This window comes from Rhizobium sp. BK602, assembly GCF_014195095.1.
In the GTDB taxonomy this organism is placed as follows: Bacteria; Pseudomonadota; Alphaproteobacteria; order Rhizobiales; family Rhizobiaceae; genus Rhizobium.
Window position 1 is genome coordinate 168865 of record NZ_JACIBC010000002.1, and the last position, 23729, is coordinate 192593.

A 23729-nucleotide genomic window follows, 5' to 3' on the forward strand; every position below is an offset into this window, starting at 1 on the left:
CCGATCAATCGGGTGGCGCCACGCCCGTCGAGGCGCGCACGATCAGTTCGGCCTTCCAGAGCTCCTGCCGGGGAAAGCTGTCAGTGTGCTTGATTTCGCCGATCAGCCGCTCGGCAATGCGCACGCCCGCCGCCCGCAGCGACGAGCGCGTCGTCGTCAGCGGCACTGTGAAGTTCTCCGGCTTCAAGAGCGTCAGCGCATCATCATGGGCGATCAGCGAAATATCCTCGCCGAGCTTCAGGTTGGCCTGGTTGATGGCGCGGATCGCGCCCAGCGCCAGCACCATGCTGGAGCAGAGCACCGCTGTCGGCCGCTTTTCGAACTGCAGGATGCGCTCCATGACGATGAGGCCCTGTTCGTCGGTCATCACCGTGTGGCTGACACAGGCTTCGTCCAGGGTGAGGCCGCGCTCGGCGAGCGCCGCCACGACGCCGTTTTTCCGCCGGATGGCGAAATCGAGATAGAGCGGGCCGTTGAGCAAGGCAAATCGCTTGTGACCAAGCTGCAGCAGCAGCTTCGTGGCTTCGTAGAAGGCTGCCTCGTTGTCGATGTCGAGATAGGGATAATCCGGCTCGCTGCCGAAGGAGCGTCCGTGCACCAGGAAGGGCATGGATAGCGATTTCAGCATCTCCAGGCGCGGATCGTGGCCGCGCATGTAGGAGATGAACAGGGCATCGACATTGCCGCTGGCGGCAAGCCGCTTCAAGGCGCCGGACTCGTCGTTCGGATCGGCCGGCGTGAGCACGAAATGGAAATCGTGGCGCAGGGCTTCTTCGCCGAGCCCGCTCAGGAATTCGCTGAAATGCGCATCGAAAGGATTGTTGGAGGAGGTGGGCATGATCAGGCCGATCGAGCCGGCCTTGCCGGTCGCCAGCCGCTGTGCCGCCTTGTTGGGACGGTAACCCGTCTCCCGCACCGCCTTGAGCACGCGCTCGCGGGTCTCGCGATTGACTTCCGGATATCCATTCAGGGCACGGCTGACCGTGGTCTGCGACAGGCCCAACATTTGCGAAAGCTGCTTCAGATTCACCTGATGTCGCTCCTCCATTTACCCGCGGCCCGGCCGGCCGCCTCGGCGCAATGGTTTCCTCCTGCCATGCAACTGACGTCCAAAGCGCTTTAGACTATGTAGCAGGAGACCTATGCGAGACAAGATAATTCGAGCAATTATTGCCTGTCATTTGATGCTGCATCGCGAAATTTGGCTGTATACGCCATGTATATTAGGGGGATTTGCAAATTCGCTTGACTCCGCGCCGCCTGCAATGGGATGAGTGAGTAGCCAAAGCGCTTTGAAGAAATGAGCGCGCGACACATGGGACGTGTTCGGGCTCGGTGGGATTTGATTTGGGAGGACAATCACATGAAGAAGCTGTTTTTGATGACCGTTGCCGTCGCCGCGCTCGCGGCCGGAACGACGATGTCGGCCGACTTGAAATTCCAGCCCGGCCAGGATGCGAAATTCAACTGGAAGAGCTATGACGACTTCAAGTCCGCCCATGCGGATCTGAAGGGCGAGACGCTGACCATCTTCGGTCCGTGGCGCGGTGAGGATGAGGCGCTTTTCACCAGCGTCCTCGGCTATTTCATCGAAGCGACCGGCGTTAACGTCAAATATTCGTCCTCGGAAAATTACGAGCAGCAGATCGTCATCGACACCCAGGCCGGTTCGCCGCCGAATGTCGCGATCCTGCCGCAGCCGGGCCTGCTCGCCAACCTCGCCAGCAAGGGCTATCTGACGCCACTCGGCGACGACCTGGCCGCCTGGGTCAAGACCAACTACGGCGCCGGCGACAGCTGGGTCGGCTACGGCACCTACAAGGGCAAGGACGGCAAGGATGCCTTCTATGCCTTCCCCTACAAGGCCGACCTGAAGTCGCTCGTCTGGTACGTGCCGGAAAATTTCGAGGAAGCCGGCTATAAGGTCCCCACGACGATGGAGGATCTGATCAAGCTTTCCGACCAGATCGTCAAGGATGGCGGCACGCCTTGGTGCATCGGGCTGGGTTCCGGCGGCGCCACCGGCTGGCCGGCGACCGACTGGGTCGAAGACCTGATGCTGCGCACCGTCTCGCCGCAGGATTATGACGGCTGGGTCGACAACAGCCTGAAATTCAACGATCCCAAGGTGGTCAACGCCATCGAGGAATTCGGCAAGTTCGCCAAGAACGCCAAATATGTCAGCGGCGGTGTCGCTGCCGTCGCCTCGACCGACTTCCGCGACAGCCCGAAGGGGCTCTTCGCGGTTCCGCCGAAGTGCTACCTGCACAAGCAGGCTTCCTTCATCCCGTCCTTCTTCCCCGAGGGCACGAAGCTTGGCCAGGATGCGGACTTCTTCTACTTCCCGCCCTATGCATCGCATCCGGAACTCGGCAAGCCGGTTCTCGGCGCCGGCACGCTGGCAACGATCACCAAGGACTCGAAGGCCGCTCGCGCCTTCATCCAGTTCCTGCAGACGCCGATCGCCCAGGAAGTCTGGATGGCGCAATCCGGCTTCCTGACGCCCTACAAGGCCGTCAACAAGGATGCCTACGCCAACGACACCCTGAAGAAGGAAGGCGAAATCCTCACCACCGCCACGACCTTCCGCTTCGACGGTTCCGACCTGATGCCGGGCAAGATCGGTGCCGGCGCCTTCTGGACCGGCATGGTGGATTTCGTCGGCGGCAAGTCGGCGCAAGCCTCCGCCGACGATATCCAGAAGGCCTGGGACGCCATCAAGTAAGCTGACGTGTCACAAAGGACGTCGCCGCGATTTGCCGGCGACGTCCGATGATCCTGTCGCGGCCGACGCCTCAAGGAGCGGTGTCGCCGTCGGCGGGTGGCTTCGGGCAGGCAAAAACGGGAGGGAAGGATGATATCGCAGATCCTGTCGGCGGTGGCCGCCATGATAGTCGGCGTTGCCGCATGCGCCGCTTATTTCTGGGTTTCCAATAAGGTGCTGGACCTCATTTTCCCGGCAAGGGAAGGGGGCGATACGCATAGGATCGCGGTCAACCTGCGCCGCCGCGGACTGATCCGTCCCTGGCTTTTCCTCGGACCGGCTCTGCTTCTGCTCGGGATCTACCTGGTCTATCCGGTGGTCGCGACCTTCATCCTCTCCTTCTACGGTCCCGACGGCGGGACCTTCGTTGGCGGCGCCAACTACGTCTGGGCCATCAACGACACGGAATTCCGTCAGTCGATCTTCAACAACATCCTCTGGCTCGCCGTTGTGCCGGCGGCCTGCACCTTCTTCGGCCTGGTCATCGCCGTCATGACGGACCGTATCTGGTGGGGCAACATCGCCAAGGCGGTCATCTTCATGCCGATGGCAATTTCCTTCGTCGGCGCCTCGGTCATCTGGAAGTTCATCTACGAATATCGCGGCGGCACCGACGCGCAGATCGGCCTTTTGAATGCGATCGTGCAGCTTTTCGGCGGCACGCCGGAAGTCTGGATCACCATTCCCTTCTGGAACAATTTCTTCCTGATGGTCATGCTGATCTGGATCCAGACCGGCTTCGCCATGGTCATCCTCTCGGCGGCGCTACGCGGCATTCCGGAAGAGACGATCGAGGCGGCTGTCATCGACGGCGCCAATGGCTGGCAGATCTTCTGGAAGATCATGGTGCCGCAGGTTTGGGGCACCATCGCCACCGTCTGGACCACCATCACCATCCTCGTGCTCAAGGTTTTCGACATCGTGCTCACCATGACCAACGGTCAGTGGAACACGATGGTTCTGGCCAATCTGATGTTCAACTGGATGTTCCGCGGCGGCGGCGACAGCGGCCGCAGCGCCGTCATCGCGCTCATCATCATGGCGGCCGTCACGCCGATCATGATCTGGAACATTCGTCGTGCAAACGCGGAAACGAAGGGGCGCTGACATGCTTGGAAATCTCGGCCGCATCGGCCCCGCCCGTCTCTTCGTCCATCTCGCGGTCCTGCTCGTCGTCATCGTCTGGCTGATCCCGACGCTCGGCATCTTCGTCACCGCGCTGCGCGACAAGGACCAGATCGTCGTCTCCGGCTGGTGGACGGCCTTCGCCGGCTCCGCCCGCACCACGGCCGTACGCCTCGCCGGCCCCGACAAGGCCGTGCAGGACGGCCCCAATTATGTGATCGCCGGCACGGTTACCCCCGAAGGCGACAATAGCGGCGGCAGCATCCAGTCCTTCGGCCTGCGCGTGCAGGAGCCGGCCGCCTACAAGGTCGGCTCGCCCGCCGATCTCGGCAACGGCGAGACGCTCACCGTCAATGCCGACGGCAGCTACCGCTACCAGAAGAATGCGCCCTTCGAGGCGGATGCGCGCAGCAAGCGCATCTATCTGACCATCGCTACCCCGCCGCAATTCACCATGGAGAACTATCGCAACGTTCTGACAGGCGAGGGCATCGGCCAGTCCTTCATCAACTCGCTGACGGTAACGATCCCGGCAACGGTGATCCCGATCCTGATTGCCGCCTTCGCGGCTTACGCACTCGCCTGGATGGAGTTTCCCGGCCGGGCGCTGCTGATCGCGCTGGTGGTCGGCCTGATTGTCGTGCCGCTGCAGATGTCGCTGATCCCGCTGCTGCGCATCTATAATGAGATCGGCCAGATGTTCGGCGTGTCCTCCAAGACCTATCCCGGCATCTGGCTGGCGCATACCGCCTTCGGTCTGCCGCTCGCCATCTACCTCTTGCGCAACTACATTGCCGGCCTGCCCAAGGAGATCATCGAATCCGCCCGCGTCGATGGCGCCAGCGATTTCGACATCTTCGTCAAGATCATCCTGCCGCTGTCCTTCCCGGCGCTCGCCTCCTTCGCGATCTTCCAGTTCCTCTGGGTCTGGAATGACCTGCTGATCGCCATGGTGTTCCTCGGTACCGACAAGGATCGCCTGGTCCTGACGGCGGCGCTCAACGCCCTGCTCGGCTCGCGCGGCGGCAACTGGGAAATCCTGACGGCCTCGGCCTTCGTTACCATTCTCATCCCGCTCCTCGTCTTCTTCGGTCTGCAGCGCTACCTCGTGCGCGGTCTGCTCGCCGGGTCGGTGAAGGGGGGCTGACCACAGACTTCAGTATTCATACAGGACCCATAGAAGATGAGCATTGCCTCTCAATCGATTGCGACGGTGGACAAGGACTGGTGGCGCGGCGCCGTGATCTATCAGATCTACCCGCGCTCCTATCAGGACTCCAATGGCGACGGCATCGGCGACCTCAAGGGGATCGCCGCCCGCCTGCCGCATGTGGCCGCCCTCGGTGTCGACGCGATCTGGATCTCGCCCTTCTTCACCTCGCCGATGCGCGATTTCGGCTATGACGTCTCCGATTACGAGGATGTCGACCCGATCTTCGGCACGCTGGCCGATTTCGACGCCATGATGACGGAAGCCCACCGTCTCGGCATCAAGGTGATGATCGATCTGGTGCTGTCGCACAGTTCCGACCGCCATCCCTGGTTCGTCGAGAGCCGCTCGAGCAAGGACAATCCCAAGGCCGACTGGTATGTCTGGGCCGACGCCAAGCCGGACGGCACGCCGCCCAACAACTGGCTGTCGATCTTCGGCGGTTCGGCCTGGGCCTGGGACCCGACCCGCATGCAGTACTATCTGCACAACTTCCTGACCTCGCAGCCGGACATGAACCTGCATAATCCGCAGGTGCAGGATCGCCTTCTGAATGTCGTCCGCTTCTGGCTGGACCGCGGCGTCGACGGCTTCCGGCTCGACACCATCAATTTCTATTTCCACGACCGGGAGCTGCGCGACAATCCGGCGCTGGAGCCGGCGCGCCGCAATGCCTCCACCGCGCCGGCGGTCAATCCCTATAATTTCCAGGAGCATCTCTACGACAAGAACCGTCCGGAGAACCTGGAATTCCTGAAGCGCTTCCGCGCCGTGCTCGACGAATATCCGGCGATCGCCGCCGTCGGCGAAGTCGGCGACAGCCAGCGTGGCCTCGAGATCGTCGGCGAATACACCTCCGGCGGCGACAAGATGCATATGTGCTACGCCTTCGAGTTCCTCGCACCCGATGCGCTGTCGCCGGATCGCGTCGAGGAAGTGATGAAGGATTTCGCCGCCGCAGCGCCGGAGGGCTGGGCTTGCTGGGCCTTCTCCAATCATGACGTGGTGCGCCATGTCAGCCGCTGGGGCAACCTCGTTGCCGACCGCGATGCCTTCGCCAAGCAATATGCGGCGCTGCTTCTGACCCTGCGCGGCTCGGTCTGCATCTATCAGGGCGAGGAACTCGGCCTCACCGAAGCCGATCTTGCCTATCAGGACCTGCAGGACCCCTACGGCATCCAGTTCTGGCCGGAATTCAAGGGCCGCGACGGCTGCCGCACGCCGATGGTCTGGGACAGTCAGGTCGCCCAGGGCGGCTTCTCGACGGTGAAGCCCTGGCTGCCGGTTCCGGTGGAGCATATCCTGCGGGCCGTCAGCGTGCAGCAGGGCGACGAGACCTCGGTGCTGGAGCATTACCGCCGTTTCCTCGCCTTCCGCAAACAGCACCCGGCTTTCGCCAAGGGCGAGATCGCCTTCGCCGCGCCGCAGGACGACGTGCTGATCTTTACGCGCTCGTATGGTGGCGAGACCATTCTCTGCGTGTTCAACATGAGCCCGACGGAGGCCGTGGCGGCCCTGCCGGAGGGGAGCTGGCAGGCGCTCGCCGGCCATGGCTTTGCAAGCAATAACTACGGCAACAAGATCGATATTCCGGCCTGGGGCGCTTACTTCGCACGCTTGGCCTGAATGTTTGGGAGGAGAGCATAGATGACGGGACTGGTTCTGAAGGACATCCGCAAGTCATATGGAAGCGTGCATGTCCTGCACGGCATCGATCTGGAGATCCAGGAGGGCGAGTTCATCGTCTTCGTCGGCCCCTCCGGCTGCGGCAAATCCACGCTTCTGCGCATGATCGCCGGGCTGGAAAGCATCACCGCCGGCGACATGCTCATCGCCGGGCAGAAGGTCAATGAAGTGCCGCCCTCGCGGCGCGGCATCGCCATGGTCTTCCAGTCCTATGCCCTCTATCCGCACATGACGGTCTTCGACAACATGGCCTTCGGCATGCGCATTGCCGGTGAAAGCAAGCAGGAGATCGACCGCCGCGTCCGCGCCGCCGCCGCCAGCCTGCAGCTCACGCAATATCTGGAACGCCTGCCGAAGGCGCTTTCGGGTGGCCAGCGCCAGCGCGTCGCCATCGGCCGCGCCATCTGCCGCAATCCGAAGGTCTTCCTCTTCGACGAACCCTTGTCGAACCTCGACGCGGCCCTGCGCGTGGCAACCCGCATCGAGATCGCCAAGCTCAGCGAATCCATGCCCGAAACGACGATGATCTACGTCACCCACGACCAGGTCGAGGCCATGACGCTCGCCGACCGTATCGTCGTGCTGTCGGCCGGCCGCGTCGAGCAGGTGGGCGCGCCGCTCGAGCTTTACGAGCATCCGGCCAACCTCTTCGTCGCGAAGTTCATCGGCTCGCCGGCCATGAACATCATTCCGGCGACGGTGACCGAGACCGGCGACAAGACGACGGTGACGCTGACCGGCGGCAAGGCGGTGACGCTCGACATCGCGACGGAGGCCTCCGAGCGCGGCAAGACCGCAAGCTTCGGCGTCCGCCCCGAGGATCTGCGGGTGGCGACCGATGAGAATTATCTCTTCGAGGGCGAGGTCTCCATCGTCGAGGCGCTCGGCGAGGTCACACAGCTCTATATCGAGGGGCTGGTGGACGGCGAGCCGATCATCGTCAAGATCCCCGGCATCGCCGACGTCAAGCGCGGGCAGAAGATGCGTTTCGCCGCCGACAGGCAGAAGCTGCATCTCTTCGATGCCGACGGCCATACCTATCGCAGGCGATAATATTCCCAAGCTGCGGAAGCGCCGGTTCAAGTCCCAAAATAGAACAAAATGCAACTTGAACTAGCGCTTCCAAACCTTCTGTTAAAGACCCGCTGGTAGTCTTTCATCCCAGATATACTTTAGGGATTACGGCAATGGCAGCTTCCGGCGCAGCGAATTCAGGCCAGCATTTTCTCAACAAGGAAGAGTCCTTCATGTACGACCGCGAGGCGCGGTACAGGATGGAGGACACCATGAACGCCGCGCGGATCGAATATACAGAGAAGGGCGTGATGAACCTCGCGTCTCGCCGCTGCGACATCATCCGCATCTCGCAGAGCAGCGCCATTCTGGCGATCCTCACCCAGTATAATCTGCCGAAGCAATTCTATCTGGATATCCCCGATGCGCGGCTCACCAAGATTGGCTGCGTGCTCATGAAGGTATTCTCCAACAACACGGTCGAAGTTCGCTTCCTGCGCCTGCTCACGGAAAAGGAAATGAACAAGATCTTCGTCTACAGCACCCATCCGGCGCATCGCAACCGCGTGCTCGATATCCGGGCTTGATTAAGCTTCGTCGCCTGGCCAGTGCAATTCCAGGAAAAGTGCCCAGCGGTTTTCCGCCTGGAATGCGTAAGGAAACAAAAAGATAGAGCGTTTTCGCGATTCGAGGAAAAGCGGAAAGGCTCTAGGCGCGCAGCGATTCATACGGCCGGCGGATCAAATTTCCGTTCGCCATTTCCGAAGCGCGTCCTCGACATAGTCGATCAGCGGCAGCTTGCCGTCTTCCTGCAGCCACTTGTCGACCGAGAGGCGAAGCGGGCTCACGGCAATCATCGAAACCAGCCGCAGCCCGTCCCGGTCCCTGGCCGGAAACAGTTCGCAGAGCGCCTCATAGGCGACTTGCTCGAGCTGTAGATAATTGCCGCGCGTACGAGTGCGCAGGGATTCGCTTTGGCGCATGAGCCGGGCAGTCTCGAAAAGCTGAGGGGCCTGGAGACGGGCAACCAGCCCCAAGGTCGCTTGATGGATGACATCGAGCGGCCGGCCAGCCGATCTATTCTCCATGATGGATGCCCTGAGAGCCTCCATATATCCGCGCTGATGCGCCAGAAGAATGTCGTCCTTGCTCTTGAAATAATAAAAGAACGTTCGCCGGGAGATGCCGGCCGCTGCCGCAATCTCGTCGATCGTCGTCTCTTGGTAGCCTTTGGACAGAAAGGATTTCAGCCCGGCTTCCGCTATGCGTTGAAACGTCTGTCGCCGCTTCTCTTCACGCAGGCCTGCCGGTTTGGAGGGGGCTTCATGCATGCGGTCATTCTCGCACGAGTCGCAGCGCGGCACAAATCGCGGTTACGGCGTCGGGCGGTGGATCGCCGGATCTTGTTCGGGTGTCTCTTCCTGAAATTCCTTTCATCGTTCGCCGGTCGCCGTAAAGTTGCCAAGATTATTTTACACTCAGTGTAATAATTAATGTTCGTCCAATCACCCAAAAGGCCTAGGAGAGCCGGCACGCCATGCCAGACAGCCCGATTGCAAACCTTGATGTTTCTGCAGTGCATGATGTCATCTCGCCCGAACCGGTTCCGGCCGGCCGGTTCGATCTCTGGCCGGCGCTGGTCGCTGCCTTGAGCCTGCTGATGTCCGGCTGCGCGGCAGCACCTCTGGATCGCGCCGGATCGTTGCGATCCTACGATGGGCTGACGCAATCGAACGGACTGGCCGCCCGCTCGCTTCTGAAGGTGAGCAAGGACGATGTTCTTGCGGCAAAGACCGTGAAGATCGTGCCGACCGCCTTTTCGCTGCGGGCCGAAAGTGCCGCTTTCACGCCCGCCCAGCGAAACCTCGTCACCAATGCCGTGGATAGGACGCTATGCTCGGGCTTGAGCGAACGCTTCGTCGTTGTGGGCTTGTCGGAGCCGGCGGACCTGACCGTTCGCGCCGTGGTCACCCAGGTCAAGGCGACGAATCCGACAGCCGTCGGTGCGTCGAAAGTCGCCTCGGTGGCCAAAAGCGTGCTGCTGCCGGGCGTGCCCGTTCCCGTTCCACGCATTCCGGTCGGCATGGGCAGCCTGTCGCTCGAGGCCGAGGCGATCGACCGTCAGGGCGCGCAGAAGGCAGTGATGATCTGGGGACGCGGCGCCAACGCGTTTTTCGATTCGGGAACCGTCGCCAAGGAGGGCGACGCCTATAGTCTCGCCGCGAAATTCGGCGGCGATTTCAGCAAGCTGTTGGTCAAGGGCAGGACGCCGTTCGGCACCGTGCCGTTCCCATCCGGGGCGAAGCTCGCCGGCATGGTCGGGCGCGGCCCGAAATACGAGGCGTGCAAGGTGTTCGGAAAATCGCCGGGCGTTGCCGGCTTTATCGGCGAGCGCATCGGGCTGCCGCCAAAATGGACCGATAAACCCGCCCCCGATGCTTCGTGAGCGGGTCTTGATGTCTTTTAGAGCAATTCCAGGAAAAGTGCGTAGCGGTTTTCCGTCCGGAATTGCGTAAAAACAAAAGGATAGAGCGTTTTCGCGATTCGAAGAAAAGCGGAAATGCTCTAGTGATGGAACAACACGCTGGCGCCCTGATCGGCGGCGCCGGCGGCGCGGCGGAACGGAGCGAAGAGCTCGCGGCCCATGCCGAATTCATTCTCCGAAAGATCGGCGACGACCGGCTCGCGTTCGGCCATGGTGGCGGCATCGACCAGCACTTCCAGCGTGCCGGCGATGGCGTCGATGCGGATGATGTCGCCTTCCTGGATGCGGGCGATCGGCCCGCCGTCAACGGCTTCCGGCGTCACATGGATCGCGGCTGGCACCTTGCCCGATGCGCCGGACATGCGCCCGTCGGTCAAGAGCGCCACCCGGAAGCCGCGGTCCTGCAGCACGCCGAGGGCCGGCGTCAGCTTGTGCAGCTCCGGCATGCCGTTGGCCTTCGGTCCCTGGAAACGGACGACGGCGACGAAATCGCGGTTCAGCTTGCCGTCCTTGAAGGCCTGCTGCATCTCCAGCTGGTCATGGAAAATGATGGCGGGCGCTTCGACGATATGGCGCTCCGGCTTGACGGCGGAAATCTTGATGACCGCCTTGCCGATATTGCCGCGCAGCATCTTCAGGCCGCCATTGCCCTGGAACGGCGTCTCGATGCTTGCCAGCACCTTCGGGTCATGGCTCTTGTCCGGCGCCGGTTCGCGCAGGACGTTGCCATCCGTGCCGAGCTTGACGTCGATGGAGTAGGCGTCGAGACCATGGCCGTAGACGGTGCGCACGTCGTCGTGCAGCAGCCCCTTCTTCAAGAGTTCCTTGATCAGGAAGCCCATGCCGCCGGCGGCGTGGAAATGGTTCACGTCGGCAAGTCCGTTCGGATAGACGCGGGCAAGCAGCGGAATGATGTCCGAAAGCTCGGAAATATCCTGCCAGGTGAGCACGATGCCGGCCGCGCGCGCCATGGCGACGAGATGCATGGTGTGATTGGTCGAGCCGCCAGTCGCATGCAGGCCGACGACGCCGTTGACGATCGAGCGCTCGTCGATCATCTCGCCGGCCGGTGTGAATTCATTGCCCATGGCGGTGATCGCCAGCGCCCGTTTGGCGGCTTCCCGCGTCAGCGCATCGCGCAGCGGCGTGCCGGGATTGACGAAGGAGGCGCCGGGCATGTGGAAGCCCATGATCTCCATCAGCATCTGGTTGGAATTGGCCGTGCCGTAGAAGGTGCAGGTGCCGGGGCCGTGATAGGACTTCGATTCCGCCTCCAGCAGCTCGGCGCGGCCGACCTTGCCTTCGGCAAAGAGCTGGCGCACGCGCGACTTCTCGTCGTTCGGCAGGCCGGAGGTCATCGGTCCCGCCGGAATGAAGACGGCCGGCAGATGGCCGAAGGAGAGGGCGGCGATGACGAGGCCTGGCACGATCTTGTCGCAGACGCCGAGGAAGACGGCGGCATCGAACATATTGTGCGACAGGCCGACGCCGGCCGACATGGCGATCAGGTCGCGCGAGAAGAGCGACAGCTCCATGCCCGGCTGGCCCTGGGTGACGCCGTCGCACATGGCGGGCACGCCGCCCGCCACCTGGGCGATGCCGCCGGCCTGCGCCGCCGCCTCGCGGATGATGGCGGGATAGGTCTCGAAGGGCTGGTGCGCCGAGAGCATGTCGTTATAGGAGGTGATGATCCCGAGATTGGGCACGCGGTCGCCCGCCAGCGCATCCTTCTCGGAGGGGGAACAGACGGCGAAGCCATGGGCGAGATTGGCGCAGCCGAGCACGGAGCGCTGCGCCCCTTTGGTCGCGGCGTTGCGCAGGCGCTCCAGATAGAGCTCGCGCGTTGGTTTCGAACGTTCGACGATACGTGCGGTAATCGCGGATATGCGGGCGTCAGCGGCCATGGTCGATCTGCCTCCGGCTGTTCTTGCGCCTGGTCCCGAAAGATCACCTTCGATCTTGTCTGGGAAAGGATCAGGCGCAGGCTTGAAATGTCACTGCTATGCCGGCACGCCCTTTCGGGCGCGTGGCGCAGCAGCCGTTGCTGTGTCTTTCAGGGTCCGATGACGGCCGTTCGACCGTGTCAGGGAGCCCAGTAAATCTCGACCGGAGAGGCGGCCCGGCGCAGCATGGCGCGGATCGGCATTTCGGTCTCTTCTCCCGGCGCTTCGGCCTTGGCGAGAACGTCCTTCTTGCCTTCTCCCTCGATATGGAGCACCAGCAATCGGGCATCCTGAAGGCTGGAGAAGGTGAATGTCAGGCGCGGTTCGCCCGCTCCTTCGGCTTCCATGGTGATGATGCCGCGCGGCATCTTCGGATCGAGTGCAACCGCAAGATTGCTGCCGCCGGGAAAGAAGGATGCGGTATGGCCGTCATTGCCCATGCCGAGAATGACGACATCGAAAGGATGGCCGATGCCCTTGGTCTTTTCCGTGGCGATGACGGCGGCTTCCCCGGCGGAGGCCACGGCCTGATAGAGCGGAAGGAACTGCGCCGCCGCGGCCTTGTCCTTCAGCAGGTTTTCCTGAACGAGCAGGTGGTTCGAACGCGGATTGTCTGCAGGCACGAACCGTTCGTCGACCAGGGTAATCGTTACTTTGCCCCAGTCGAGCGGACGCGACGACAGCGCCTGGAAGAAGGCCTTCGGGGTGGAGCCGCCGGAAACCGCGATGCTTGCGGAGCCGCGCGCGGCGATGGCGGCCGAGAGGATCTCGGCTACCTTGTCCGCGAGCTTGCCGGCGAGTTCGGCACCGTTGGCGAAAGCATGCATGTTCGCTGTCATCGTCGTCGTCCCGGTTCAGATATCGTCGTGCCAGGTGCGGCCGTCGCGTTCGATCAGCGCGATAGCCTGGCTTGGGCCCCAGGTGCCGGCCGTATAGCCCTGCACCTGCTGACCGGCGGTTTCCCATCCCTTGAGAATGGGGTCGACCCAATCCCAGGCCGCCTCCACCTCGTCGCGGCGCATGAACAGCGTCTGGTTCGAGCGGATGACATCCATCAGCAGCCGTTCATAGGCATCCGGGTTGCGGACGTTGAAGGCGGCGGCGAAGCTCATGTCGAGCGAAACGTTGCGCAGGCGCATGCCGCCCGGACCGGGGTCCTTGATCATCAGCGACTGCTTGACGCCTTCGTCCGGCTGCAGGCGGATGATCAGCTGGTTGGCGACGGTACGGCCGGCGGATTGATCGAAGATATTGTGCGGGATCGGCTTGAAGGTGATGACGATCTCCGACATGCGGCCGGCGAGACGCTTGCCGGTGCGGATGTAGAAGGGAACGCCGGCCCAGCGCCAATTGCCGATCTCGGCCTTGATGGCGACGAAGGTTTCGGTGTTGGAGACGCCGCCTTCGAGCTCGTCCAGGTAACCCTTGACCGGGCCGCCCGAGGATGCGCCGGCGCGGTACTGGCCGCGAACCGTCGCCTGCTCGACATTGGAGGCGTTGATCGGCTTCAGCGCGCGCAGCACCTTCAGCTTCTCGTCGCGCACGGCTTCCGAATCCATCGAGGAAGGAATTTCCATCGCGGTCAGGCACAGGAGCTGCAGGATGTGGTTCTGCACCATGTCGCGCAGGGCGCCGGCGGTGTCGTAGTAGCCGGCGCGGCCTTCGAGGCCGACCGATTCCGCCACCGTGATCTGCACATGGTCGATATGATTGGCGTTCCACAGCGGCTCGTAGAGGGCGTTGGCGAAGCGCAGCGCCATCAGGTTCTGCACCGTCTCCTTGCCGAGATAGTGGTCGATGCGGAAGATCTGCTCTTCCTTGAAGACCTTGCCGATCGTGTCGTTGAGCTGCAGGGCCGAATCGAGGTCGCGGCCGATCGGCTTTTCGACGACGATGCGGGTCTGCTTGGTGATCAGCTTGTGGTCGTGGATCTTCTGCGAAATGTCGCCGAAAATGCCGGGAGCGACGGCGAGATAGAAGGCGCGCACGCGGTCCTTGCCTTCGTCGAGGATCTTCTTCAATTGATCCCAGCCGGCATCGCTGCGGGCATCGACCGGAACATAGAACAGGCGGGCGAGGAATTTCTTCACTTCCGCCTCGTCGTACTCGCCCTTCTTGAGATGCTCCTTGAGGGCGGCGTCGGCAAACTTGCGGTATTCCTCATTCGAAAGTGCGCTGCGCGACGCGCCGATGATGCGCGTCGGCTCGGAAAACTGGCCTTCGACCTGACGATGATAAAGGGCAGGCAGGAGCTTGCGCTCAGCGAGGTCGCCGCTGCCGCCGAAAACGACATAGTCAAATGGTTCAACGGGAATGATTTGGCTGCTCATGAGGTATCTCTCAATCGGTCTTGGTTGGGGCCTCTTTTAATCTAATCGATTTAAAAAGACCAGTGTGCATCGCAAAAATCGGACTCGGTTTTTAGAGCGGATTGCCGCGGGAGGAAATCCGTTATGGATCTAGAACCTGTCGCGCAACGCAAACCACGAGAGCGCCAGGAACAGCAGCGGCGTCCGCAATCGAGCGCCGCCGGGAAAGGGCGGAACGTTCAGCGCCTTGAAAAGCTGAAGGTCGTCGTCATTCCCGAGGACCGTTTTGGCATAGAGTTTACCGCAATAATTTGACAGCATGACCCCGTGGCCGGAATAGCCGCCGATCGAGGTCACGCCGGGCATGACCTCGCGTACGAAAGGCTGGCGCGGCATGGTGATGCCGACCGATCCGCCCCATGCGTGGGTGATGTCGATCCCGGAAAGCGCCGGATAGATTTCGGCGATCTGGCGGCGGATATGCTGCGTTATGTCGCGCGGATTGTCGGCCGTGTAGGCCTCGCGGCCGCCGAACAGCAGCCGTCCGTCCTTCGATTTGCGGAAATAGCGCACCACGAATCGCGAATCCGCCACGGCCTCGCCGCCGGGCAGGACCTCGGGAAACTTTTCGAGTGGCTCGGTGGCGCCAATGAAGGAGCGGATCGGCATGACATGGCTCGCGGTCACCGGCTCCAGATTGCCGATATAGCCGTTGCAGGCGATCAGCACGCGTTCGGCGGTGATGTCGCCGCCATCCGTTTCGATGACCGTCCTGCCGCCCGTCTGCCGGAAGGTCTTGGCCTTGGTCATTTCGAATAGGGAGGCACCGGCTTCGGCCGCCACCCGCGCCAGCCCGATGAGCAGCTTCAGCGGATGGATATGGCCCGTGCCGGTGTCGCGCACGCCGTAGAGATAGAATTTCGACCCCAGCCGCTCTTGGGTCTCCGCCGTATCCATGAAGCTGACATGCGGATAATTGTAGCGCGCCGCGGCGATCTCCGCATTGTCCATATAGGCGCGCTTGTAGCTCGGCTTGTGGGTGACGTTCATCTGGCCGGGAATGAAGTCGATGTCGATGCCATGCTCGGCGGCGAAATCGAGAAGATGACGCTTGGCGTCCTCGGCAAGATCGAACAGCGCCTTGGAACGCTCGTAGCCGATCTTTTCCTCCAGCTCTTCCGGCCACCAGCGCTGGCCGGTGCCGAGCTGGCCGCCGTTGCGGCCGGATGCGCCGTCACCGAAACGGTTGGCGTCGATCAGCACCACGCTGGCGCCGCCCTTGGCGAGATTATAGGCCGCCTGCAGGCCGGTATAGCCGCCGCCGACGATGGCGACGTCGGCCCGGCGCGAGCCGTCGAGCTTCGGATAGGTCGGGCGAGGGCCAACGGTTGCCTGATAGAAGGAAAGGCCCGGTGCGATCGGGCTCTGCCACGCTTGCTGCAATGTCATGGCGGTTCTCCTTCACACGTTGAGCAGAAGGAATTCCCGCTCCCAGGGGCTGATCACCTGCATGAAGGTCTCGAATTCGCCGCGCTTGACGCCGGCATAGATGTCGATGAAGTCCTTGCCCAGCACCTCCTCGAAGGCCGGTTCGTCCTCCAGCAGCGCGATCGCCTCGAGCAGGCCGCGCGGCAGGTCGATCGAGCCTTCATTGGCCGAATCCTCGGTCGGCGCCGTCGGTTCCACCTTCTTCATGATGCCGAGCAGGCCGGAGGCGAGCGAAGCGGCGAGCGCCAGATAGGGATTGGCATCCGAGCTCGGCAGCCTGTTCTCGACGCGGCGGGCCTGCGGATCGGAAACCGGCACGCGGAAAGCCGTGGTGCGGTTGTCGTAGCCCCAGGCATTGTTGACCGGGCAGGACATGTTCGGCGCCAGACGCCGGTAGGAGTTCACGTAAGGCGCGAGCATCGCCAGCGCATTCGGCACATAGCGCTGCATGCCGCCGATGAAGTGAAAGAACTCAGGCGACGGGCTGCCGTCCGGATTGGTGAAGACGTTCTTGCCGGTCTCGATGTTGACCACCGACTGGTGGATGTGCATCGCCGATCCCGGCTGGCTCTGGATCGGCTTGGCCATGAAGGTGGCGTAGATGCCATGCTTCATCGCCGCCTCGCGAATGGTGCGCTTGAACATGAACACCTGGTCCGCAAGTTCGATCGGGTCGCCGTGACGCAAGTTGATTTCGAGCTGTGCCGGACCCTCTTCATGGATCAGCGTGTCGATCTCCAGGCCCTGCTTTTCGGAGAAATGGTAGATATCGTCGATCAGCTCGTCGAATTCGTTGATGCCGGCGATCGAATAGCCCTGGCCGCCGAGGATCGAGCGGCCGGATCGGCCCTTCGGCGGATGCAGCGGATAGTCCGGGTCGTCGTTCTTGGCGACGAGATAGAATTCGATCTCCGGCGCCACGACCGCCTTCCAGCCGCGCTCCTTGTAGAGATCCATGATCCGCTTCAGCAGGTTGCGCGGCGTATAGGACACCGCCTGGCCCTCGGAATTGACGATGTCGCAGATCACCTGCGCCGTCGGATCGGTTTCCCAGGGCACGACGGAGAGCGTCGAGAGGTCCGGTACCAGCTTGAGGTCGCTGTCGCGCGGCTCGTATCGAAAGCTCTCGGTCTCCTCCGGATACTCGCCGGAGATCGTGTGGCGGTAGATCGCCGACGGCAGGGCGAGCGACGTGTTGGAGGTGAATTTCGAGGTCGGCATCATCTTGCCGCGCGGCACGCCCGCAAGGTCCGGCGTGATGCATTCTATGTCTTCGATCCCGCGCGCCCGCAGCCATTGCGCCGCTTCCTTCCAATTTGCCACCCCGCGCGCCGATCGCAGACTTGGGGGGACCATGATTTTCGAGACCTGCTTGGAAGCTTTCAGCGGGGCCTTTTTCGCGGGCATAAAACACCGTACTTGCGTTGGTCGGAGATTGCATCATAACCGCAGTTTGGCAATTGGCGAGGGGGGAGGCGCCCGGACTTTCGCCATATGATGGAAAATAACAACGCAGCGCGACGAGCGATAAAGGAATGAAACGTGGCCGGCAGATATGATGTGATCGTCCTCGGTGCGGGTGCCGCGGGCATGATGTGCGCCATCCGCGCCGGCCAGCGCGGGCGCTCCGTGCTGGTGCTCGATCATGCGGCCGCGCCGGGCGAGAAGATCCGCATTTCCGGCGGCGGCCGCTGCAATTTCACCAATATCCATGCCGGTCCGAAGAATTTCATCTCCGCCAATCCGCATTTCGCCAAGTCGGCCCTGGCCCGCTTCGCGCCCCGCGATTTCCTCTCCATGGTCGAGAGCCACGGCATCGCCTGGCATGAGAAGACGCTCGGCCAGCTCTTCTGCGACAACAGCGCCAAGGACATCATCGTCATGCTGACCGACGAGATGCGTTCGGCCGGCGTCGAATTGCGGCTGCGCACGGAAATCAGTGCGGTCGAGCCCGTCATTGGCGGCGGCTATCGTGTTTCCACCTCGGAGGGCACCTTCGAGGCCGCGTCTCTGGTCATCGCCACCGGCGGAAAATCGATCCCGAAGATGGGCGCGACCGGCTTTGCCTATCGGATCGCCGAGCAGTTCGGCCTGCCGCTGGTCGAGACACGCCCCGGCCTCGTGCCGCTGACGCTCGATCCGCAATTGCTCCAGCGCCTGGCGCCGCTTTCCGGGATTGCCGCGCCGGCTGAAATCCGTCATGGCAAGACGGCCTTCCGTGAGGCGCTGCTCTTCACCCATCGCGGCCTCAGCGGTCCCGCGATCCTGCAGATTTCCTCCTATTGGCGGGAGGGGGACGAGATCACGGTGGCGATCGAACCCGATATCGATATTTTCGTCATGCTGAAGACGGCGCGGCAGGCCAATGGCCGGCAATCGGCGCAGACAGCGCTGGCGGATATCCTGCCGAAGCGGCTGGCGCAGCATTTCGCCGAGAACGAGGGCATGTCGGGCAACATGGCGGACCAAGGCGACAAGCGGCTGCAGCAGCTTGCCGCCGCCGTCCAGGCCTGGCCGGTCAAGCCGTCCGGCTCGGAAGGCTACCGGACGGCCGAAGTCACGCTTGGGGGCGTCGATACCGCCTGCCTCGATTCGAGGACCATGCAGGTGAAGACCGTGCCGGGCCTCTTCTTCATCGGCGAATGCGTCGATGTCACGGGCTGGCTCGGCGGCTACAATTTCCAATGGGCCTGGGCTTCCGGCCATGTCGCTGGCGAGGCGGCCTGAATTGAGCTTGCCAATAGACCGCAAAACGGGCAAGAGCATCTCCAGCGCGAAATTACTCGATGGAGCAATCATGACGTTCAAGGCCCGAATCTTCAGACCGGCAGCACTGTCGGGCATGGTTGCGGCCGTGACGATCGGCATGCTTGCCGTCACCGCATCGGGTGCCGGCGCCGCCTCCGCGCAATGCAAAAAGCTCGACCCGAACGGCCAGGATGTGGGCGGCGATACCAATTTCGCCATTGCGATCCGTGATAAGAAGGGCGACGTCGTCAAGAAGATGCTGGCCTGCGGCGCCAAGCTGGACATGAAGACGACGGAAGGCTGGTATCCGCTGCATACCGCGGCCTATTACGGCCCGGCCGACATGATCGATCTCCTGGTCTCCAAGGGCGCCGACGTCAACGTGCGCGGCGATTATGACGGCTGGACGCCGTTGCACATGGCGGCCCAGCAGGACGATCCGGCCGTCGTCAAGGCGTTGCTGAAGGATGGCGCCGACAAGACCATCAAGTCGTCTTCCGGCAAAACCGCCGCCGAAATGGCGACCGATCCCGCAATCGCGGCGCTGCTGAAGTAGCGCCCGCTTCAGTCGCACGGTCTCGGGCCAACGACCGATGGGGTGCGACACTTGCGACTAACCTCTGGTTTTGGCGTTTTCTTTTCCTACATCTTTATTTTCTACATTGCCTGTTGCCGGGACGGCCTTTTGCCGGTTATCGTATCAGGGTGGAAATGGGATTTAGGCTCATGAACAAAACACAACGTCGTGCACGTGCCATTGCAATTGCTCAGACCCGTGACAACGCCAGGCTGGTAGCCGTCAGGCTGCTGATGCTCGCAACCGGCGCCACGGCTGCCTGCATTGCCTACGTTGCGGTGCGCGGCTTCTGAGTATCGGCATAACTCGCCGCTATGTTGGCGACTGATCTGCGCCTTGGCGCCACGCTTTATTTCGGCTGACCTTTCTATCGGCTGTTTTCTCGCGCTTACCGTGTGCCAAGTGATTCGTTTGCGCCCCTTATCTGAAAATTAATCTCTCACACCCACAATCCCAGCAGATTTTCCGGGGCGTGCTTCCACATGGTGGAGCCGAAGCAATGATTGCCTCCTGACGCTGCTCAGGTCCCCGCCTGCGAACATCTCAAGATTTGATGATTGTGCATCCGGCCAGCGCCGCGCGGCGCCGGCGGGGGAGCGGTGTATGAGAGGCCAGCGCCACGATGTTCATTGACAAGATCCTGTCCCGTTTCAAGATCAAGACGAAAGTCCTGATCTTCGTCCTGCCGTTTGTCATCAGCATTTCCGCCGTCGGCCTCACCGGTCTCTATGCATCCGGCCTGCTGCAAGGGCGCATGGAAATCTCCAACAGCGTGCTGCAGTCCTTGACTGGCTTCAAGAATCTCTACGCGTCGATGGACGACTTCCTGCGCATCACCAATGCCGAGCAGCGCGACAAGCTGTATGCGGACATCAAGTCGCAGCAGGGCGTTCTCGGCTCGACGCTCGGCCAGCTCGACAAGGATGCGGACGGCCGCGATAACCTGTCGGATGCGACGGCCAAGACCGCCGACATGTCCAATCTGGTTGCCAAGCTCTGGACGCTGCATGAGCAGGAAGTCGATGTCCGCAAGGGGATCGACGATGCTCAGAAGGCGCTGATCAAAACTCGTTTCAACGTCGATTTCAGCGGTCAGCAGCTCGAAGACCAGATGCGCCAGGACCAGGCCGCCGCAACCGCGACGCTGCGGTCCGCCGACCGGCTGCTGAAGGGCGGCGATCTGCTCGTTTCCGTTGCCGAGGATTTCAACAAGGCCGCGACGCCGGCCGACAAGATGAAGCTGCTCAAGGACCGTTTGCCGGATCTTGCCAAGGCGCAGCGTTCGATCGACCTTGCCCTCCCGCAGAACCAGAAGAGTGTCGTGCAGTCCCTGGTCGGCACCATTAAGGATCTCGGCACCTTTGCCGACAGCACCGACGTCCCGACCGATGACACCATCGCCAGCGTCGGCCGGCTTCTCTCGCGCTTCCGCCAGACCTCGACCTATACGCAGTTGGCCGCGACGCAGATGATGCGTCAGGCGACCACGACCTTCGTCGAACTCGACGCCAAGGTCGTTCAGACCAACTCGGTTCTTCAGGATACCCGACGTCTCCAGGGCGCGATCTACTCGCTGCAGCTCGTGCTTGGCGAGTTCCTGGGCAATACCAGCAAGGACAATCTCGCTCGCCTGCGGCAGGAAGTCTTCAAGTTGCGCGGCACGCTCGACACGCTGAAGCAAAGCGCCAGGGGCATGGATTTCATCAACGGCATCGACGCCGGCATCCGCCCCGCCATCAAGTCGGTCGAGGACGGCGGTGATCAGCTGGTCAACACGACAGCCCAGCGCATCACGGAATATGCCGCCGCGCGCCAGCAGCTCGATCAGATCTGGGGCCAGCTCACGGCCTTTGCCGAAACGCAGAAGCAGAGCGCCGGCACGGAACGCAATCAGGCGAACTACATCTCGATCCTCGCCACCATCCTCGGCATCATTCTCTCCGTTGCCGGCGGCATTGCCCTGGTCCTGACCCTGCAGCGCCCGATCGGCCAGATCACCGCCGCCATGCGCCGCATTGCCGACGGCATGCTGGAGACGTCGATCTCCGGCGAACAGCGCCATGACGAAATCGGCGACATGGCCCGCGCGCTCGGCATCTTCAAGGAAAACGCGATCTCGAAGATCCGCATCGAGGAGCAGAGCGACGAGGAACGCGCCGCCGCCGAGCACGAGCGCCAGCGCAACGATGCCGAAAAGCGCGAGCTCGACCGCCAGATCGACTTCGCCGTCAGCGAGCTTGCCGCCGGCCTGGAGCGCCTGGCGCAGGGGGACATCTCCTCGACGATCGAGACGCCCTTCATCGGCCGTCTCGAACAGCTCCGCCAGGATTTCAACAGCTCGCTGTCGCGCCTGCAGCAGACGCTCAGCCAGGTGCGCGACAATGTCGAGATGATCCAGACCAACGGCAACCAGATGGCGGCCTCCGCCGAGGACCTGTCGAAGCGTACCGAACAGCAGGCGGCCTCGCTCGAACAGACGGCAGCCGCCGTCGACGAGATCACCGTCACGGTCCGCTCCTCCGCCGAGCGCGCCAAGGACGCCGATGCGATCGTGCGCGAGGCCAAGCGCAGCGCCGATGACAGCTCCGTCGTCGTCGGCAACGCCATCGACGCCATGGGGCGCATCGAGGATGCCGCACGCCAGATCGAGCAGATCATCGGCGTCATCGACGAGATCGCCTTCCAGACCAATCTCCTCGCGCTGAACGCCGGCATCGAGGCTGCCCGCGCCGGCGATGCCGGCAAGGGCTTCGCGGTCGTCGCCATGGAAGTGCGCGAACTGGCGCAGCGCTCCGCCGCTGCCGCCAAGGAGATCAAGGGGCTGATCAACAAATCGACCCAGGAGGTCAATTCCGGTTCGCAATCCGTGCAGCAGGCCGGCTCGGTGCTGGCCCAGATCAGCAGCCAGATCGTCACCATCAGCCAGCATGTTGAAATGATCGCCCGCGCCAGCCACGATCAGGCAAGCGCGCTGCAGGAAGTCAACGCCTCCGTCAATCACATGGACCAGATGACGCAGCAGAACGCCGCCATGGTCGAGGAGACCACGGCGGCCAGCCGCGAACTCGCCTCCGAGGCGGACGCGCTGCTGTACCTCATCCAGCAGTTCAAGATCGAAAGCGGCCAGGGGCAGGCCGTGAACTACATGCGCGCCGACGCCGCCTGAGCGCGGCAATCGCCACCGTCGCAGGCGGATCGGCCGATCTCCGGCCGGTCCGCCTTTTTCGTCTTCAGCCATGCATGCGTCCGGTCGAGCAGGTCTCCGAGCCAGGTGAACAGCACCGGAGGCTCATGGCCGTAATGCTGGTAGAAGGCATCGTCGTCGCGGCGCCATTGCTCCTGCAATGTCTTGTTCCGCAATTCGACGATCTTGGCCAAGGCGATGCTGTCCATCATGGGAAATCTCCATATTGAGAGGCATCCCTTCAATTACACACAGAAATTTTCTTTATATACAGCCGTTTTCGCCCTATGTTTTTCAATTATGAAAAACGCCACCTGGGATGCCTATCAGCTTTTCATCGACGTTGCCCGTGGCGGCGGGCTGACGGGGGCTGCCGCGTCGAGCGGTTTGAGCCCGGCCACGATCGGCCGGCGCATGCTGGAGCTGGAGGGTCAGATCGGCCGCCCGCTCTTCCAGCGCAGCCAGACGGGCTATGCGCTGACCGGCGATGGCCAGGCGCTGTTCGATCAGCTGCTGGAGATGGAGGCGGCGGCGCGCAAGGTGGATAGCTGGCAGCGCGACGCGCAGGGAGCGGCCATCGTCCGGATCACCGCCGGCACCTGGGTCGGCTGGCTGCTCAGCCAGAACATGCCGTCTATCTGCTCCGAGCGGGACGGCTTTCGGATCGATCTGCATCTGGCCGAGCGCCGCGCCAGCCTCGCCCATCGCGAAAGCGATATCGGCATCCGCGCCTTCGAGCCGGAGGAGGCCAATCTCGCGGCCATCAAGACCGGCGATGTCGCCTACGCCGCCTATCAGGCCCGCAACATGCGCTTCTCCGGCCCGAGGCGCTGGATCGCCGTTGCCGAGGAGGAGGCGATTTCCGCCTATCTGCGCTGGCCGCATCAGAACGAGCGCGACGCGATCGCGGTGACGGTGAGCCGGCCGCGGTCGCTCCACGATCTTGTCCTTGCCGGATCGGGCATTGCCGTTCTCCCTTGCTTCGTTGGCGATCTGGAGCCTCGGCTGGAGCGGGTCGGCGAGGACATCGCCGCGCTGCGCCACGGGCAGTGGATCGTCATGAACGATATCGACCGTCATCGCCGCGAGATCCGCACCGTGGTCGACCGCATGGCCCGGCTGCTGAAGAGCCATGCCGACCTCTTTGCCGGCAATCGCCCGACCTATGCCTAAAGGGGCTTATGTCTGAAGGGGCC

The 23729-nt window shown here is 62.5% G+C and carries 20 protein-coding genes; 12 read left to right on the forward strand and 8 right to left on the reverse strand.

Annotated elements, in window-relative coordinates; all coding sequences use genetic code 11:
- Positions 1-4 precede the first annotated feature (4 nt).
- Complete coding sequence (locus FHX11_RS06230; RefSeq protein ID WP_184356157.1) at positions 5-1030, reverse strand: substrate-binding domain-containing protein; 1026 nt, start codon at positions 1028-1030, stop codon at positions 5-7.
- Between the two features lie 333 nt (positions 1031-1363).
- Here FHX11_RS06230 and FHX11_RS06235 point away from each other — a divergent pair, with 333 nt between their 5' ends.
- From FHX11_RS06235 to FHX11_RS06260, 6 genes are all read left to right on the forward strand, one after another.
- Complete coding sequence (locus FHX11_RS06235; RefSeq protein ID WP_184356158.1) at positions 1364-2725, forward strand: ABC transporter substrate-binding protein; 1362 nt, start codon at positions 1364-1366, stop codon at positions 2723-2725.
- 129 nt (positions 2726-2854) lie between these two features.
- On the forward strand, positions 2855-3871 hold the full coding sequence (locus FHX11_RS06240; RefSeq protein ID WP_184356160.1) for a sugar ABC transporter permease: 1017 nt from the start codon (positions 2855-2857) through the stop codon (positions 3869-3871).
- A 1-nt stretch (position 3872) separates the two neighbouring features.
- On the forward strand, positions 3873-5036 hold the full coding sequence (locus FHX11_RS06245) for a carbohydrate ABC transporter permease (protein WP_184356162.1): 1164 nt from the start codon (positions 3873-3875) through the stop codon (positions 5034-5036).
- Positions 5037-5072: 36 nt separating this feature from the next.
- Entirely contained in the window at positions 5073-6725 is a 1653-nt protein-coding gene (locus FHX11_RS06250; protein ID WP_184356164.1) for an alpha-glucosidase, read from the forward strand.
- A gap of 21 nt (positions 6726-6746) precedes the next feature.
- Complete coding sequence (gene ugpC / locus FHX11_RS06255) at positions 6747-7838, forward strand: sn-glycerol-3-phosphate ABC transporter ATP-binding protein UgpC (RefSeq protein ID WP_184356166.1); 1092 nt, start codon at positions 6747-6749, stop codon at positions 7836-7838.
- Positions 7839-8032: 194 nt separating this feature from the next.
- Positions 8033-8386 carry a hypothetical protein gene (locus FHX11_RS06260; protein WP_184357499.1) on the forward strand — a complete coding sequence of 118 codons (354 nt, stop codon included), beginning with the start codon at positions 8033-8035 and terminating at the stop codon, positions 8384-8386.
- Positions 8387-8539: 153 nt separating this feature from the next.
- Here the strand turns inward: FHX11_RS06260 and FHX11_RS06265 are convergent, their stop codons facing one another.
- Positions 8540-9130 carry a TetR/AcrR family transcriptional regulator gene (locus FHX11_RS06265; protein ID WP_184356169.1) on the reverse strand — a complete coding sequence of 197 codons (591 nt, stop codon included), beginning with the start codon at positions 9128-9130 and terminating at the stop codon, positions 8540-8542.
- Between the two features lie 206 nt (positions 9131-9336).
- Between FHX11_RS06265 and FHX11_RS06270 the strand changes: the two genes are divergently transcribed.
- Complete coding sequence (locus FHX11_RS06270; RefSeq protein ID WP_184356171.1) at positions 9337-10245, forward strand: DUF3313 domain-containing protein; 909 nt, start codon at positions 9337-9339, stop codon at positions 10243-10245.
- A gap of 119 nt (positions 10246-10364) precedes the next feature.
- Here the strand turns inward: FHX11_RS06270 and edd are convergent, their stop codons facing one another.
- From edd to FHX11_RS06295, 5 genes are all read right to left on the reverse strand, one after another.
- A complete protein-coding gene (edd, locus tag FHX11_RS06275) occupies positions 10365-12188 on the reverse strand; it encodes a phosphogluconate dehydratase (protein ID WP_184356173.1) in 1824 nt (607 codons plus the stop codon).
- Positions 12189-12367: 179 nt separating this feature from the next.
- Entirely contained in the window at positions 12368-13066 is a 699-nt protein-coding gene (gene pgl, locus FHX11_RS06280; protein ID WP_184356175.1) for a 6-phosphogluconolactonase, read from the reverse strand.
- A gap of 15 nt (positions 13067-13081) precedes the next feature.
- A complete protein-coding gene (zwf, locus tag FHX11_RS06285) occupies positions 13082-14557 on the reverse strand; it encodes a glucose-6-phosphate dehydrogenase (protein WP_184356176.1) in 1476 nt (491 codons plus the stop codon).
- 129 nt (positions 14558-14686) lie between these two features.
- Entirely contained in the window at positions 14687-15985 is a 1299-nt protein-coding gene (locus FHX11_RS06290; protein WP_184356178.1) for an FAD-binding oxidoreductase, read from the reverse strand.
- Positions 15986-15997: 12 nt separating this feature from the next.
- On the reverse strand, positions 15998-17431 hold the full coding sequence (locus tag FHX11_RS06295) for a glutamine synthetase family protein (protein WP_184356180.1): 1434 nt from the start codon (positions 17429-17431) through the stop codon (positions 15998-16000).
- Between the two features lie 135 nt (positions 17432-17566).
- Here FHX11_RS06295 and FHX11_RS06300 point away from each other — a divergent pair, with 135 nt between their 5' ends.
- From FHX11_RS06300 to FHX11_RS06315, 4 genes are all read left to right on the forward strand, one after another.
- Positions 17567-18751, forward strand: a complete 1185-nt coding sequence (locus FHX11_RS06300; protein WP_184356182.1) for an NAD(P)/FAD-dependent oxidoreductase — start codon at positions 17567-17569, stop codon at positions 18749-18751.
- A gap of 70 nt (positions 18752-18821) precedes the next feature.
- Positions 18822-19328, forward strand: a complete 507-nt coding sequence (locus tag FHX11_RS06305; protein ID WP_184356184.1) for an ankyrin repeat domain-containing protein — start codon at positions 18822-18824, stop codon at positions 19326-19328.
- Between the two features lie 170 nt (positions 19329-19498).
- Positions 19499-19642, forward strand: coding sequence for a hypothetical protein (locus FHX11_RS06310; RefSeq protein ID WP_184356186.1), 144 nt, complete (start codon positions 19499-19501; stop codon positions 19640-19642).
- Between the two features lie 329 nt (positions 19643-19971).
- A complete protein-coding gene (locus FHX11_RS06315) occupies positions 19972-22515 on the forward strand; it encodes a HAMP domain-containing methyl-accepting chemotaxis protein (RefSeq protein WP_184356188.1) in 2544 nt (847 codons plus the stop codon).
- Here FHX11_RS06315 and FHX11_RS06320 read toward each other — a convergent pair.
- Positions 22491-22745, reverse strand: a complete 255-nt coding sequence (locus tag FHX11_RS06320; RefSeq protein ID WP_184356190.1) for a hypothetical protein — start codon at positions 22743-22745, stop codon at positions 22491-22493. The genes FHX11_RS06315 and FHX11_RS06320 overlap by 25 nt on opposite strands.
- Positions 22746-22833: 88 nt before the next feature.
- On the opposite strand from FHX11_RS06320, the gene FHX11_RS06325 reads away from it, so the two are divergent.
- On the forward strand, positions 22834-23706 hold the full coding sequence (locus FHX11_RS06325; protein WP_184356192.1) for a LysR family transcriptional regulator: 873 nt from the start codon (positions 22834-22836) through the stop codon (positions 23704-23706).
- Positions 23707-23729 lie beyond the last annotated feature (23 nt).

Excerpts from the sequence above, each read along its gene's own strand:
- FHX11_RS06235 (WP_184356158.1), top strand. The coding sequence starts at position 1,364 with ATGAAGAAGCTGTTTTTGATGACCGTTGCCGTCGCCGCGCTCGCGGCC.
- FHX11_RS06315 (WP_184356188.1), top strand. The coding sequence starts at position 19,972 with ATGTTCATTGACAAGATCCTGTCCCGTTTCAAGATCAAGACGAAAGTC.
- FHX11_RS06290 (WP_184356178.1), bottom strand. The coding sequence starts at position 15,985 with ATGACATTGCAGCAAGCGTGGCAGAGCCCGATCGCACCGGGCCTTTCC.
- FHX11_RS06320 (WP_184356190.1), bottom strand. The coding sequence starts at position 22,745 with ATGATGGACAGCATCGCCTTGGCCAAGATCGTCGAATTGCGGAACAAG.
- FHX11_RS06245 (WP_184356162.1), top strand. The coding sequence starts at position 3,873 with ATGCTTGGAAATCTCGGCCGCATCGGCCCCGCCCGTCTCTTCGTCCAT.
- FHX11_RS06270 (WP_184356171.1), top strand. The coding sequence starts at position 9,337 with ATGCCAGACAGCCCGATTGCAAACCTTGATGTTTCTGCAGTGCATGAT.
- FHX11_RS06310 (WP_184356186.1), top strand. The coding sequence starts at position 19,499 with ATGAACAAAACACAACGTCGTGCACGTGCCATTGCAATTGCTCAGACC.
- zwf (WP_184356176.1), bottom strand. The coding sequence starts at position 14,557 with ATGAGCAGCCAAATCATTCCCGTTGAACCATTTGACTATGTCGTTTTC.
- FHX11_RS06305 (WP_184356184.1), top strand. The coding sequence starts at position 18,822 with ATGACGTTCAAGGCCCGAATCTTCAGACCGGCAGCACTGTCGGGCATG.
- FHX11_RS06265 (WP_184356169.1), bottom strand. The coding sequence starts at position 9,130 with ATGCATGAAGCCCCCTCCAAACCGGCAGGCCTGCGTGAAGAGAAGCGG.
- FHX11_RS06260 (WP_184357499.1), top strand. The coding sequence starts at position 8,033 with ATGTACGACCGCGAGGCGCGGTACAGGATGGAGGACACCATGAACGCC.
- pgl (WP_184356175.1), bottom strand. The coding sequence starts at position 13,066 with ATGACAGCGAACATGCATGCTTTCGCCAACGGTGCCGAACTCGCCGGC.
- ugpC (WP_184356166.1), top strand. The coding sequence starts at position 6,747 with ATGACGGGACTGGTTCTGAAGGACATCCGCAAGTCATATGGAAGCGTG.
- FHX11_RS06240 (WP_184356160.1), top strand. The coding sequence starts at position 2,855 with ATGATATCGCAGATCCTGTCGGCGGTGGCCGCCATGATAGTCGGCGTT.
- FHX11_RS06325 (WP_184356192.1), top strand. The coding sequence starts at position 22,834 with ATGAAAAACGCCACCTGGGATGCCTATCAGCTTTTCATCGACGTTGCC.
- FHX11_RS06250 (WP_184356164.1), top strand. The coding sequence starts at position 5,073 with ATGAGCATTGCCTCTCAATCGATTGCGACGGTGGACAAGGACTGGTGG.
- edd (WP_184356173.1), bottom strand. The coding sequence starts at position 12,188 with ATGGCCGCTGACGCCCGCATATCCGCGATTACCGCACGTATCGTCGAA.
- FHX11_RS06295 (WP_184356180.1), bottom strand. The coding sequence starts at position 17,431 with ATGCCCGCGAAAAAGGCCCCGCTGAAAGCTTCCAAGCAGGTCTCGAAA.